This is a genomic window from Bauldia litoralis, from assembly GCF_900104485.1.
In the GTDB taxonomy this organism is placed as follows: domain Bacteria; phylum Pseudomonadota; class Alphaproteobacteria; order Rhizobiales; family Kaistiaceae; genus Bauldia; species Bauldia litoralis.
In genome coordinates this window covers 223,469-237,436 of the sequence record NZ_FMXQ01000005.1, presented here as the reverse complement: position 1 = coordinate 237,436, position 13,968 = coordinate 223,469, and the positions used below count along the sequence as shown (strand labels likewise).

8 protein-coding genes are annotated in these 13,968 nt (G+C 66.5%); 6 read left to right on the top strand and 2 right to left on the bottom strand.

Annotation, left to right across the window (positions count from 1 at the left end; translation table 11 throughout):
* Nucleotides 1-38: 38 nt before the first annotated feature.
* On the bottom strand, nucleotides 39-419 hold the full coding sequence (locus BLT60_RS13495; protein ID WP_090876983.1) for a hypothetical protein: 381 nt from the start codon (nucleotides 417-419) through the stop codon (nucleotides 39-41).
* 114 nt (nucleotides 420-533) lie between these two features.
* Between BLT60_RS13495 and BLT60_RS13490 the strand changes: the two genes are divergently transcribed.
* The 6 genes from BLT60_RS13490 (at nucleotide 534) to malQ (ending at nucleotide 13,188) form a co-directional block, all read left to right on the top strand.
* Complete coding sequence (locus BLT60_RS13490) at nucleotides 534-1,436, top strand: hypothetical protein (protein ID WP_139167833.1); 903 nt, start codon at nucleotides 534-536, stop codon at nucleotides 1,434-1,436.
* A 219-nt stretch (nucleotides 1,437-1,655) separates the two neighbouring features.
* On the top strand, nucleotides 1,656-3,635 hold the full coding sequence (locus tag BLT60_RS13485) for an alpha-1,4-glucan--maltose-1-phosphate maltosyltransferase (protein ID WP_090876981.1): 1,980 nt from the start codon (nucleotides 1,656-1,658) through the stop codon (nucleotides 3,633-3,635).
* Nucleotides 3,632-6,991 carry a maltose alpha-D-glucosyltransferase gene (gene treS, locus BLT60_RS13480; protein ID WP_244521257.1) on the top strand — a complete coding sequence of 1,120 codons (3,360 nt, stop codon included), beginning with the start codon at nucleotides 3,632-3,634 and terminating at the stop codon, nucleotides 6,989-6,991. Before BLT60_RS13485 ends, treS begins: the two co-directional genes overlap by 4 nt.
* Nucleotides 6,981-9,200, top strand: a complete 2,220-nt coding sequence (gene glgB, locus BLT60_RS13475; protein WP_090876980.1) for a 1,4-alpha-glucan branching protein GlgB — start codon at nucleotides 6,981-6,983, stop codon at nucleotides 9,198-9,200. Before treS ends, glgB begins: the two co-directional genes overlap by 11 nt.
* A gap of 26 nt (nucleotides 9,201-9,226) precedes the next feature.
* Nucleotides 9,227-11,305, top strand: a complete 2,079-nt coding sequence (gene glgX, locus BLT60_RS13470; protein WP_090876979.1) for a glycogen debranching protein GlgX — start codon at nucleotides 9,227-9,229, stop codon at nucleotides 11,303-11,305.
* Nucleotides 11,302-13,188, top strand: a complete 1,887-nt coding sequence (gene malQ, locus BLT60_RS13465; protein WP_090876978.1) for a 4-alpha-glucanotransferase — start codon at nucleotides 11,302-11,304, stop codon at nucleotides 13,186-13,188. Before glgX ends, malQ begins: the two co-directional genes overlap by 4 nt.
* 9 nt (nucleotides 13,189-13,197) lie before the next feature.
* On the opposite strand, the gene BLT60_RS13460 is transcribed toward malQ, so the two are convergent.
* Nucleotides 13,198-13,968 (bottom strand): SDR family NAD(P)-dependent oxidoreductase, encoded by a 771-nt coding sequence (locus tag BLT60_RS13460; RefSeq protein WP_090876977.1) that lies wholly within the window; start codon nucleotides 13,966-13,968, stop codon nucleotides 13,198-13,200.

Below are 13,968 nucleotides of genomic sequence, written 5' to 3'. Positions count from 1 at the left end.
AAATAGGCAGGTCGACCGACAGACAGCCCGCTCGCGGGTCAGATGTCCTGCACTGTCACCACGATGAAGGTGTGCAATTCACCGTCGTCGTCGCGGATCGACAGGTATTCGCCCGGCACGAACGTGTGGCTCGACAGCTTGAAGCCGGATTCGTCGCCCTCGTCGCCGTCGATGTCATAGGTGAAGCCCCACGAGCCACCGGGTCGGTGCACAAGATGACCGATATCGTCCTCTTCGCCGGCCCAGAACCGCACCACGCGGCAGACGTCCCGGTGCTTCTTCCAGCCTTCGGCATTGAGATGGCCCTCGGCGTCGAGCGGCGCGGTGAAGCGATAGCCATGCCGGTCGCTGCCCTCGGGAAACTCCTTGGTGCGGGCGAGGTTCAGGCGGATGGTCTTGAGCGAATAGGTGTCGGTCATGGTTCCTCCAATCGATTGCCGGCAAGACTAGCAGACCGCCGCCGCCTTGCCATTCCGGGGTTTCCCGGAGGAGCCGCGCCGGCCTAGAGTGCGATTTGCCGAGGGAGGTAGGAATTGCCCGTCATTACGACGCTTGTCAGGTGCGTGCCCGGTCTCTTCCTGGCGGCCGTCGCCGCTTCGGCCGCCTGCGCCCAGCCAGTCGATCCCGAATATCCGACGACGGAATTCGCCGATGGGTCGGACACCGCCTCGGTCACGGTCGGTTCGCTGACGGCTACCATCGTCATGGAGCGCCGGCCGCGCATTGATCCGGATTTCGACAGCCCGGTCCTGACCGTGACGGTCGACGGCGCCCCCGTGCTGGAGATCGTCGGCGTCGCCGCCGGCTTCGACTTCCCGGCGACCGAGGCGAGCATCGCCGAGATAGACCCGGAAAACGACGGCCCGGAGATCCTCTTCACCAGCTATTCCGGCGGCGCCCATTGCTGCACCCAGACCATCGTCGCGGCGGAGGCCGACGGTCGCTGGGTCGCCGTGCCGATCGGCGAATTCGACGGAGACGGCGGCTACCTTCGCGACGCCAATGGTGACGGGGTGGCCGAGATCGTTACCTATGACAATCGCTTTCTCTACGAATTCGATTGCTATGCCTGCAGCGCTGCGCCGCTGCTGATCGTCACCGTGCGCGGCGGCAAGGCCTACGACGCGTCGGCCGACCAGCGCTATCTCGCCAACCACCGCGAATGGCTCGAACAGCTCGAGGAGGGGATCGAGCCGGACGAGCAATGGAAATCGCCGGGCTTCCTCGCCGGCTGGGTCGCCGCCAAGATCCGCGCCGGCGAGGGCGACGACGCCTGGAAGCAGTTGAGCGACAACTGGAATTTCGCCGCCGACCGGGGCGAGGAGGTCTGCCTCGTCGACAAGGCGATCGACGATTGCCCGAAGCTCAGCCGGGCGACGCTGACCTTCCCCGAGCGCCTGAAGCTCTTCCTCGAGCGGACCCACTATCTGCCCTGACGTCAGGCTGGGCGAGCGATACGGATTGAACACGGTTCCGCCATTTTTCGGGAACATCGCCGTGCGCCAGGCGTTGACCTGATCTCATCAACCTTGAACACACCTCCGGATTCAGCGAGCATGGGGCGTATGGGCATATCTCCCACGGCAAGACGCAGTGGAAAAAAGGCAGGCGATACCGCCTCCGCCGTCAAGCGCCCGCGACGTGCAAAGCCGGTTATGGCCGCACCGGATGTCGACCCCAATCGTGTTGTTATTGAAGGCGTTTCGCCGGAAATCGAGGCCGGCCGCTTCCCCGCCAAGGCAGTTGCCGGCTGGCCCTTCACCGTCGAGGCCGACATCTTCTGCGACGGCCATGACACGATCGACGCCGCTTTTCTGATCCGCCGTGCAGACGAGGCAGACTGGCGCGAGGTGCCGATGGCGGCGCTCGGTAATGACCGCTGGCGCGGCGTCACCGTCGTCGAGGACAATGCCCGCTACGTCTACACGGTCATCGCCTGGCGCGACCTCTTCGCCAACTGGCGCGACGAGATCACCAAGAAACACGCCGCCGGCGTCGAGATCGGCCTCGAACTGACCGAGGGGCGCGACCTGGTCGCCACCGCAGCCAGGGAGAGCGATCGCGCCACGCCCGCCGATCGCAAGCGGCTGAAGGCGCTGGTCGCCGAGGTCAATGCCAGCGATGCGGAAGCCGATCGCCTCGAACTTCTGTTGTCGGCGGAGACCGCCGACCTGATGCGCAGCGCCGGCATCCGCACCAATCTCTCGCGCCACGTCCGCGAGTTGCCGTTGACCGTCGACCGCAAGGCCGCTGCCTTCAGCGCCTGGTACGAGATCTTCCCGCGCTCGATGTCCGACGATGCCGAGCGCCATGGCACCTTCGACGATGTCATCGCCAAGCTGCCCTATGTCCGCGAACTCGGCTTCGATGTTCTCTATTTCCCGCCGATCCACCCGATCGGCACCGCCTTTCGCAAGGGCCGCAACAACACCCTGACGCCGACCGCGGACGACCCCGGCAGCCCCTATGCCATCGGCTCGGAGGAGGGCGGCCACGACGCCATCCATCCCGAGCTTGGAAGCTTCGACGATTTCGCCCGGCTGATTGACGCCGCCCGCGACCACGGGCTGGAGGTCGCCCTCGACTTCGCCATCCAGTGCTCCCCCGACCACCCGTGGATCAGGGAACATGCGGACTGGTTCGACTGGCGTCCGGACGGCACGATCAAATACGCCGAGAACCCGCCCAAGAAGTATCAGGACATCGTCAACGTCCACTTCTACCGCGACGCCTTTCCGGGCGTCTGGTACGCGCTGCGCGATATCGTCCTGTTCTGGGCGGAGCGCGGCGTCAGGATCTTCCGGGTCGACAACCCGCACACCAAGCCGTTTCCGTTCTGGGAATGGATGATCCGCGACGTCCAGGACAAGCATCCCGACATCATCTTCCTGGCCGAAGCCTTCACCCGTCCGAAGGTGATGAAGCGCCTCGCCAAGGTCGGCTTCACCCAGTCCTATTCCTACTTCACCTGGCGCAACACCAAGGCCGAGCTGACGGAATATCTGACCGAGCTGACGACCACCGAATGCCGCGACTACATGCGGCCGAATTTCTTCGTCAACACGCCCGACATCAACCCCTATTACCTCCAGACCAGCGGTCGCCCCGGCTTCCGTGTCCGCCAGGTCCTGGCTGCCGGCCTCGGCGGCAATTACGGCGTCTACAGCGGCTTCGAGCTTTGCGAGGGACGGCCGGTCCCTGGCAAGGAGGAATATCTCGATTCCGAGAAATACGAGATCAAGGCGTGGGACTGGGACCGTCCGGGAAACATTCGGGCCGATATCGCGTTGATGAACAGGCTGCGCCGGAACCATCCGGCGATGCAGGACTTCACCAACCTCACCTTCCATAACGCCTGGAACGACAACATCCTTTATTTCGCCAGATCGACGCCGGCGCGGGACGACTACCTGCTCTTCGCCGTCAACCTCGATCCCCATAACGGCCAGGGCGCCAGTTTCGAGGTCCCGCTTTGGGAATTCGGCCTGCCCAACGAAGCGTCGATCGACGGCGAGAATCTCGTAACCGGCGAGCGTTTCGTCTGGCATGGAAAAGACCAGCACATGTGGCTTGACCCGCAGCAATTCCCCTACCTGATCTGGCGCCTGCTGCCCTTCGCGGGAGCCGCCACATGACCGACGGCATCATGACCAGGCGCGAGGCGGCGGCTCACAAGCGCATCGACGGCAAGATCGATCGGACCGAGCCGGACTGGTACAAGGACGCCGTCATCTACCAGCTGCACATCAAGGCCTTCTTCGATTCCAACGGCGATGGCATCGGCGATTTCGGCGGCCTGATGCAGCGCCTCGATTATGTCGAGAGCCTCGGCGTCGACGTCATCTGGATCCTTCCCTTCTACCCGTCGCCCTTGCGCGACGACGGCTACGACATCGCCGACTACCGCTCGATCAACCCCAACTACGGCACGATGAAGGATTTCCGCCGCTTCGTCGCCGAGGCGCATCGCCGGGGTATCCGGGTGGTCACCGAGCTGGTCATCAACCACACTTCCGACCAGCACCCCTGGTTCCAGAAGGCGCGGAAGTCCAAGCCCGGCTCGGCGGCGCGGGACTTCTATGTCTGGAGCGACACGGACGAGCTCTACCAGGGCACCCGGATCATCTTCATCGATACCGAGAAGTCGAACTGGACCTGGGACCCCGAGGCCCAGGCCTTCTTCTGGCATCGCTTCTATTCCCACCAGCCCGACCTGAACTTCGACAATCCGAAGGTCCTGGCCGAGGTCAAGCGGCTGATGCATTACTGGCTCGACATGGGCGTCGACGGCCTGCGCCTCGACGCCATCCCCTATCTCGTCGAGCGCGACGGCACCAACAACGAGAACCTGCCGGAGACCCATGACGTCCTGAAGGAGATCCGGGCGGAAATGGACGCCCATTATACCGACCGCATGCTGCTGGCCGAGGCCAACCAGTGGCCGGAGGATACCCGCCCCTATTTCGGCGAGGGCGACGAGTGCCACATGGGCTTCCACTTCCCGCTGATGCCGCGCATGTACATGGCGCTGGCCCAGGAAGACCGCCATCCGATCACCGACATCATCCGCCAGACCCCGGAGATTCCGGAGTCCTGCCAATGGGCGATCTTCCTGCGCAATCACGACGAGCTGACGCTGGAGATGGTGACGGCCGAGGAGCGCGACTACCTGTGGCGCACCTATGCCCGCGATTCCCGCGCCCGCATCAATCTCGGCATCCGCCGCCGACTCGCGCCGCTCCTCGACAACGACCGGCGCAAGATCGAGCTGATGAACGCGCTGCTCCTTTCGATGCCCGGAACGCCGGTCATCTATTACGGCGACGAGCTCGGCATGGGCGACAACTACTTCCTCGGCGACCGCGACGGCGTGCGCACGCCGATGCAATGGTCGGGCGACCGCAACGGCGGCTTCTCCCGCGCCAACCCGCAGCAGCTCTACCTGCCGCCGATCATGGACCCGGTCTACGGTTTCGAGGCGGTCAACGTCGAGGCGCAGCAGAACGAGGCCGCCTCGCTGCTCAACTGGATGCGGCGGCTGATCGCCGTCCGCAAGCAGCATCGCGCCTTCGGCCGCGGCACGCTGACGATCCTTTATCCGAGCAACCGCAAGATCCTCGCCTACGTCCGCGAGTTCGATGGCGAGCGGATTCTCTGCGTCGCCAACCTGTCGCGTCAGGCCCAGGCGGTCGAGCTCGATCTCGCTGCCTACAAGGGTGCCGTGCCGGTCGAACTGACCGGCGGCGCCGCCTTCCCGCCGGCCGGCGACCTCAACTACATGCTGACTCTGCCGGCCTATGGCTTCTTCTGGTTCCTGCTCGCCGACGAGGCCGACGCGCCGCGCTGGCACGTCCAGGCGCCCGATCCGCTGCCCGAATTCATCACGCTCACCGCCCCGGGCGGCAGCCTTAAGAAGGCGGTCGAGGGTCGCGAACTCGGCCAGCTCGAACGCGACGCGCTGCCGGACTTCCTGTCGCGCCAGCGCTGGTTCACCGACAAGGGCGCGACGGTCAAGCGGGTCAGGGTCACGCCCCTCGGCAGCATCCCTGGCGACCAGAACGAACTCGTGCTCCTCCAGCCGGATTCCAGCAGCGATGAGCAACAGACCTACTTCATGCCGCTCAGCGTATTGTGGGGCGAGGCGAACCTTCATTTCGGCGCGCCGAAGCTCTCCTACACGCTGGCCAAGGTCCGCTCCGGCCCCAATCTCGGCGCGCTGATCGATGGCGCCTTCGACGAGCGCTTCCACCGCGACCTGCTGACCGCGATCCGTGGCGGCGGTGAGGTGGCGATCGACGCCGGCGAACTGCGCTTCATCGCCACCGACGACCTTCGCAAGCTTGCCGGCGATGGCGAATGGCGCACGGCGGGCGTCGAACAGAGCAACGTCTCCTTCATCGTCGGCGACGAGGCGATCCTCAAGGTCTACCGGCGCCTGCGCGACGGCGAGCAGCCGGAGATCGAGATCGGCCGCTTCCTGACCGAGGTCGCCGGCTATGCCAACACGCCGGCCTTCCTCGGCTCGGCCGAATTCGCGCCCACCGACGGCGAGCCGATCACCCTTGCCTCGGTCTTCGCCTTCGTCCGCAACCAGGGCGACGCCTGGGGCGTCACGATGAGCGCGCTGCATCGCGACCTCGAGGAATTCGCCCTGATGCCGCGGGAGGAGGGCGAAGCCTCGACGTCGATGGCGCCGGAGCTTCCCTTCCATCACCCCCTCGATCTCGCCAAGACCCTGGGCCGCCGTACGGCCGAGCTTCACGCGGCCTTCTGCGCCCCGACCGATCATCGCGCCTTCCGCGCCGAGCCGATCAAGCCGGCCGATATCAACCGCTGGGCCAAGGCCGCGACCACCGAGGCGACGCGGGCGATCCAGGCCGTGTCCAGGGCGGCGAGGACCCTTGACGAAGCCGATCGCGACGAAGCGGCGTCCCTGCTGCGGGCGCGCAAGACCATCGTCAGCCGCATCGCGGAGGTTCGCGACGCGCTGCTCGGCCTGCCGTTTGACGGGCTCAAGACCCGCATCCATGGCGACTACCATCTCGGCCAGGTGCTGGTCGTCGAGGACGATGTGATGATCATCGACTTCGAGGGCGAGCCCCGGCGCGGCGTCGCCGAACGGCGGCAGAAGACGTCGCCGCTGCGCGATGTCGCCGGCATGCTGCGGTCCTTCGACTATGCCGCTTCCTCGGCCATCGACCACGTCCGGACCCGGACCGGCCGTCACGACGAGGGCATCCGCCGCCGCGCCAATGCCTGGCGCGACCAGGCAAGCGCCGACTTCCTCGCCGCCTATTGGGAGGTCGCCGATTCGGTCGGCTTCCTGCCCACCGACCAGGCGGCGCGCGATGCCATGCTCGACCTGTTCCTGATCCAGAAGGCCGCTTACGAGATCCGTTACGAGGCCGCCTCGCGGCCGACATGGATCCCGATCCCGATCCGGGGCCTTCTCGGGATTCTCACGCGGGAAGCCGATTCTGATGGCGCGTAAGATCACCAAAGCCCCGGTCTGGAGACCGAACGACGCCGCGATCGAAGCGGTGGTCGATGCGCGCCATGGCGATCCCTTCGCCATCCTCGGCATGCACGCCCATCCCGACAGCCCGGTTTCGGTGCGGGTCTTTTCGCCCGGCGCCGACGAGGCCAAGGTCATCGACAAGAAGACCGGCCGCGAGGTGGCTACCCTCGAAAAGCTCCACCCCGCCGGCTTCTTCGCCGGGCCGGTGCCGCGCCGCCGCAGCCCGTTCCCCTATCTGGTCGAATGCGCCAACGCGGCCGCCAGTTGGCGCACCGAGGACCCCTACCGCTTCCCGCCGATTCTCGGCGATCTCGATGTCCACCTGATCGCCGAGGGCCGCCATCGCCGCGTCTACGATCGCCTCGGCGCCCATCCCCGCAGGATGGAAGATGTCGACGGCGTCGCCTTCGCCGTCTGGGCGCCCAATGCCAGCCGCGTCAGCGTCGTCGGCGAGTTCAACCAGTGGGACGGCCGCCGCCATCCGATGCGCAAGCGCCTCGATATCGGCGTCTGGGAGCTGTTCATTCCCGGTGTCGAGCCGGGCGCCACCTACAAGTACGAGATCCTCGGCCCCGACGGTCGCCTCCAGCCGCTGAAGGCCGATCCGATCGCCTTTGCCCAGGAGCACCCGCCGGCCACCGCCTCGCGCATCGTCCCCGCCGACACCCATCAGTGGCGCGACGATGCCTGGCTGGCCGAGCGTCAGGAGCGCCAGGGTCTAGCCGCGCCGATGTCGGTCTACGAGGTTCATCTCGGCTCGTGGCGGCGCAAGGACGGCAACGCCTACCTCAGCTATGCCGATCTCGCCGACCAGCTCGTCGCCTATGCTACCGACATAGGCTTTACCCATCTCGAACTGATGCCGGTGTCGGAGTTTCCTTTCGACGGCTCCTGGGGCTACCAGCCGGTCGGCCTGTTCGCGCCGACCAGCCGCTTCGGCACGCCGGAGGACTTCGCCGAATTCGTCGATCGCTGCCACGAGGCGGGCCTCGGCGTCATCATCGACTGGGTGCCGGCGCATTTCCCGAGCGATGCCCACGGCCTGATGCGCTTCGATGGCACCGCGCTCTACGAGCATGAGGATCCGCGGCTCGGCTTCCACAAGGACTGGAACACGCTGATCTACAATTTCGGACGCAACGAGGTCCGCAATTTCCTGATCGCCAACGCGCTGTTCTGGCTCGAGCGTTTCCACATCGATGCGCTGCGGGTCGATGCCGTCGCCTCGATGCTCTACCTCGACTATTCGCGCAATGCCGGCGAATGGATTCCGAATGTCCACGGCGGCCGCGAAAATCTCGAGGCGATCGGCTTCATTCGCGAGCTCAACACCGCCACCTTCGGCGAGCATCCCGGCACCACCACCATCGCCGAGGAATCGACGTCATGGCCGCAGGTCTCGCGCCCGGTCGACGGCGGCGGGCTCGGCTTCGGCTACAAGTGGAACATGGGCTGGATGCACGACACGCTCGAATACATGAGCCACGAGCCGGTCCACCGGAAGCATCATCACCACCAGATGACCTTCGGCATCCACTATGCCTATAGCGAGAATTTCGTCCTGCCGCTGAGCCACGACGAGGTGGTTCATGGCAAGGGCTCGCTGATCGGCAAGATGCCGGGCGACCCGTGGCAGAAATTCGCCAACCTGCGCGCCTATTTCGGCTTCATGTGGACCCACCCGGGCAAGAAGCTCTTGTTCATGGGGGGCGAGTTTGCCCAGGAGCGCGAGTGGAACCACGACCGGTCGCTCGACTGGCATCTCCTCGACCAGGCGCCGCATCGCGAGGTCCAGTCGCTGGTCCGCGACCTCAACCGGATCTATCGCGAGATCCCCGCCCTGCACGTCAAGGACGCCGATCCCGCCGGCTTCGAGTGGGTGGAGGCGACCGACGCCGCCAACAGCGTCTACGCCTATCTCCGCTATGGCAACGACGGTGACCCGCCGGTCCTCGTCGTCTGCAACTTCACCCCGGTCGTCCGCGAGGGCTACCGGCTCGGCGTTCCCCGCCAGGGTCGCTGGGTCGAAAGGCTCAACACCGACGCCGCCGCCTATGGCGGTTCGAACGTCGGAAACGGGGGCGAGGTGATGGCTGATCCGACCCCTTGGCAAGGTCGACCGGCGTCGCTATCGCTCACGATTCCGCCGCTGGCGACCGTCGTCTTCGAGCATTCCGCTTAGAGCGACCTTTTCTGGAGATACTGACGATGCTGCGCGTCGAGCCCGGCTCCCCTCATCCTGGAGGCGCAACCTGGGATGGAGCGGGGGTCAATTTCGCCCTGTTCTCGGCCAATGCCACCAAGGTCGAACTGTGCCTGTTCGATTCGAACGGACGTCGCGAGACCGACCGGATCGCCTTGCCGGAATACACCCATCAGGTGTGGCACGGCTACCTGCCGGATGTCCGCCCGGGACAGCTTTACGGCTACCGGGTGCACGGTCCCTACGATCCGGCCGCCGGCCACCGCTTCAATCCCAACAAGCTGCTGATCGACCCCTATGCCAAGGCGCTGCATGGCGACATCCGCTGGCATGACGCCTGTTTCGGCTACCGGGTCGGCTCGCCGCGCGCCGATCTCCAGATCGACCGCCGCGATTCCGCTTTCGTCGTGCCGAAATGCGTCGTCGTCGATACCGCCGCCACCTGGGGCGACGACCAGCCGCCGAAGCGCAAATGGGCCGATACCGTTTTCTACGAAGCCCATGTCGAGGGCATCACCGCCCGGCGCACCGACCTGCCGGAACGCATCCGCGGCACCTTCGCCGGCCTGTCCGATCCGCGCGTCATCGACCATCTCGTCAATCTCGGCGTCAATGCGCTGGAGCTGATGCCGGTCCAGGCCTTCTTCGACGACCGCTATCTGGTCGAGAAGAAGCTCGCCAACTACTGGGGCTACAACACCGTCAACTACTTCTCGCTGGCGCCGCGCTACCTGTCGCCGGGTGCCGGCATCGACGAGTTCAAGGTGATGGTCCGCCGGCTCCATGACGCCGGCATCGAGGTCATCCTCGACGTCGTCTACAACCACACCGCCGAGGGCAACGAGCTTGGCCCGACGCTGTCCTTCCGCGGCATCGACAACGCCAGCTACTACATGCTGGCCGAGGACAAGCGCTTCTATTTCGACACGACCGGCTGTGGCAACACGGTCAACCTGCGCCATCCCCGGGTGCTGCAGATGGTCATGGATTCGCTGCGCTACTGGGTCGAGGAATGTCATGTCGACGGCTTCCGCTTCGACCTCGCCTCGTCGATGGGCCGCGAATACGATCACTTCGATCCCAACGCCGTCTTCCTTGACGCGGTCCGCCAGGACCCGGTCCTCCAGCGGGCGCGGATGATCGCCGAGCCGTGGGACCTCGGCCCCAACGGCTACCAGCTCGGCAATTTCCCGCCCGGCTGGGCCGAGTGGAACGGCCGCTATCGCGACACCATGCGCAGCTTCTGGAAGGGCGATGACGAGTGCCTGCCGGCCTTTGCCTCGGGCGTCCTCGGCTCCGCCGATCTCTTCGATCACCACGGCCGCAAGTCGTGGGCGAGCGTCAATTTCGTCACCGCCCATGACGGTTTCACCCTCGCCGATCTCTGGGCCTATAACGAGAAGCACAACGAGGCGAACCAGGAGGACAACCGCGACGGCCACGACGACAACCGCAGCTGGAACTGCGGCGTCGAGGGGCCGACCGACGATCCCGAGATCCTCGCTTTGCGTGATCGCATGCGCCGCAACATCATGGCGACGCTGCTCGTTTCGCAGGGCACGCCGATGCTGCTGATGGGCGACGAGATCGGCCGCACCCAGAACGGCAACAACAACGCCTATTGCCAGGACAACGAGATGAACTGGCTCGCCTGGTCGGATATCGGCGAGCGCGACCAGGCCTTTTTCGAATTCGTCCGCGGCATGATCGCCATCCGCCAGCGGCATTCGATCCTGCGCACCCGCAAGTTCCTGCACGGCGACAGGGTCGATGACAACGGCACCCGCGACGTCGTCTGGTTCCGTCCCGATGGCGCCGAGATGGACGATGCGTCCTGGGGCGACGGCCGCGCCAAGGTCGTCGGCCTCCTGCTCAACCAGCCGGACGAGGAACTCTTGATCCTCGTCAATGCCTACCATGCGCCGATGGATTTCGTTCTGCCCGGCAGCGCATCGGGGAGGTGGCGGGTGATCGTCGATACGGCAACCGGTGAGATCGATCCGCCCGACCGCACGGTCGAAGCTGCGGCATCGGTGCCACTCGACGGCCGTTCGCTGCTCATGCTGTGCGGGAAGTGCGGATGAGCGCTCGCGACGACCTCCATAAGCTCGCCGCGCGCGCCGGCCTGGACCACGATTTCGTGTCGATGACCGGCGACAAGGTCAAGGTGTCGGACGATGCCGTGCGCGCCGTCCTCGGCGCCATGGGCATTGCCGCCGCCACCGATGCCGATGTCGCGACCAGCCTCGCCATCGTCTCGCCGATGAAGGACGCGGCGCTGGAAGCCCCGCCCGGCGTCAGTTGCCACGTGCCGGGCTGGCTCGATCACGGCCGCTGCTGGGGCGTCACCTGCCAGGTCTACAGCCTGCGCTCGGCCCGCAACTGGGGCATCGGCGATTTCGAGGATCTCGGCCTGATGGCGGAAACCTCGGCCGCCGCCGGGGCCGATTTCCTCGGCGTCAATCCGCTCCACGCCCTGTTCATGGCCGCGCCCGATCGCTGCAGCCCCTTCTTCCCGTCGAGCCGCCAGTTCCTCAACCCGCTCTACATCGCCGTCGACAAGGTCTCCGGCGCCGAGGCGCTTGGCGACGCGCTCGATATTCCCGAAGAGATCAGGGGAGGCGACCTGATCGACTACGCGGCCGTCGGGCCGATCAAGCGCAAGGCGCTGGGCTTCCTGTTCCGGCTCTTCCAGGACCGCGCCTCCGAGGCCGAGGCCGCCGCCTTCGCCGGTTTCGTTGCCGAGCGCGGCCGCTCGCTCTACCTCCACGCCCTGTTCGAGGCCCTGTCGGAAGAGATGGTCGAGCGCGGGCAGGGCGCCACCTGGCATAACTGGCCCGACGTCTACCGCGACCCCGGCTCCGAGGCGGTGCGCAGCTTCGCCAGCAACCACGCCGACAGCGTCACCTTTCACTCCTGGCTGCAATGGCTGGCCGATGGCCAGCTCGCCGGTGCGCAGGCCCGGGCGCTCGCCGCCGGCATGCGGATCGGCCTGTATCTCGATCTCGCCGTCGGCGTCGCGCCGGACGGTTCGGACACCTGGGCAGATCCCGACCTGGTCGTTCCCGGCGCCCGCATCGGCGCCCCGCCGGACTACTTCAATGCCGCCGGCCAGGACTGGGGGCTGGCGCCGCTGTCGCCGAGCGGCCTCGCCGGGCATGATTTCAAGCCCTACCGCCAGGCGCTCGACACCGTGCTGCGCCATGCCGGCGCGCTGCGCATCGACCACGCCATGGGCCTTTACCGGCTCTACTGGATCGCCCGCGACTTCACGGCTGCCGACGGCGTCTATGTCCACTACCCGTTTCAGGCGATGCTGCGGACCCTCGCCGACGTCTCCCGCCATCGCCGCACCATCGTCATCGGCGAGGATCTCGGTGTCGTGCCGACCGGCTTCCGCGAGGCGATGCGCGCCGCCGAGATGCAGAGCTATCGCGTCCTCTTCTTCGAGAAGAGGGAGGACTTCTTCATTCCGCCCGAGGACTACCCGCGCGAGGCAATGGCCTGCCTGACCATCCACGACCTCCACACCCTGGCCGGCTGGTGGCGCGGCCGCGATCTCGAGGTTCTCGATGCCGCCGGGGTGTTGCAGGCCCACAATCTCGACCAGCTCTTCGAGCAGCGCGGCCATGAGCGCCGCCGCCTGCTCGGCCTCCTGGCTGACAAGGGACTGCTTCCCGAGACGATGCGGGCCGTGATGCATGACGACGCCGAGGCGCCGGTCGAACTGCCGTCCGAGGTCGCCGTCGCGCTGCACCGCCTGGTCGCCCGCACGCCGTGCCGGCTGGTGACAGTCGCGGCGGAGGATGTCACCGGCATGGTCGAGCAGGTCAATGTTCCCGGCACGACGGTCGAGCACCCCAACTGGCAGCGCAAGCTGCCGGTCACGGTCGAGGATATCGCCGGCCTGCCGCTGTTCGGCGCGATCACCGCGGCGATGCGGGCCGAGCGTCCGGCGATCGGCTGACCCGCGCGATCAGCCGCCGGTCGGATCGAGGCCAAGGGCGGCCCGGAAGTCCGCGTCGCGGAGGTCGAGTTCCAGCCCGGTGAAGGCGTCTCCCCCCGCGCCGCAGAGAAACACCACCGCATCGGCCGGTTCCTCGGGCGGCGTCAGTTGCTCGCGGGTCATCCCGGCCGTCGGCCCGACGCCGGCGGCGCGGATCGTGCCCTGCATGTCCGTGTCGACCAGTCCCGGCGCCAGTCCGAAGACCCGGATTCCCCGGTCGCCATATTCCGCGTCCAGCACCTGGCCGAGCATCATCAGCCCCGCCTTGGCGACGCAATAGGCGCCCCAGCCGGCGACCGGAAATTGCGCCACGCCCGACGAGATGTTGACGATCGTGCCGCGCCCGGCGGCAAGCATCGTCGGCAGCACCGCTTGCGCGGCCACCGCCGGGCCGGTCAGGTTGACGGTGAGGTTCGTCGACCAGTCGGCGATGTCGATCGCATGGAAATCGCCGAGCGGATCGATCACCCCGGCATTGTTGATCAGGATGGTCGGCGCTCCGAGCCGTTCCGTGACCTCGGCCACCGCCGTGGCGATCGAGGCCTGGTCGCCGACATCGCAGGCAAGCGCCATGGCCTTGCCGCCCTCGGCGACAATGCCGTCGGCAACGGTCTCGGCCGCCGCCTGCCGGCGCGCCGTCACCGCCACCGCTGCGCCGGCACGGCCAAGCGCCCTGGCGATCTCCGCCCCGATGCCGCGCGATGCGCCGGTAACCAGCGCGATCTCTCCGTCGAGCGTCAC

Excerpts from the sequence above, each read along its gene's own strand:
- BLT60_RS13495 (WP_090876983.1), bottom strand. The coding sequence starts at position 419 with ATGACCGACACCTATTCGCTCAAGACCATCCGCCTGAACCTCGCCCGC.
- BLT60_RS13485 (WP_090876981.1), top strand. The coding sequence starts at position 1,656 with ATGGCCGCACCGGATGTCGACCCCAATCGTGTTGTTATTGAAGGCGTT.
- treS (WP_244521257.1), top strand. The coding sequence starts at position 3,632 with ATGACCGACGGCATCATGACCAGGCGCGAGGCGGCGGCTCACAAGCGC.
- glgB (WP_090876980.1), top strand. The coding sequence starts at position 6,981 with ATGGCGCGTAAGATCACCAAAGCCCCGGTCTGGAGACCGAACGACGCC.
- glgX (WP_090876979.1), top strand. The coding sequence starts at position 9,227 with ATGCTGCGCGTCGAGCCCGGCTCCCCTCATCCTGGAGGCGCAACCTGG.
- malQ (WP_090876978.1), top strand. The coding sequence starts at position 11,302 with ATGAGCGCTCGCGACGACCTCCATAAGCTCGCCGCGCGCGCCGGCCTG.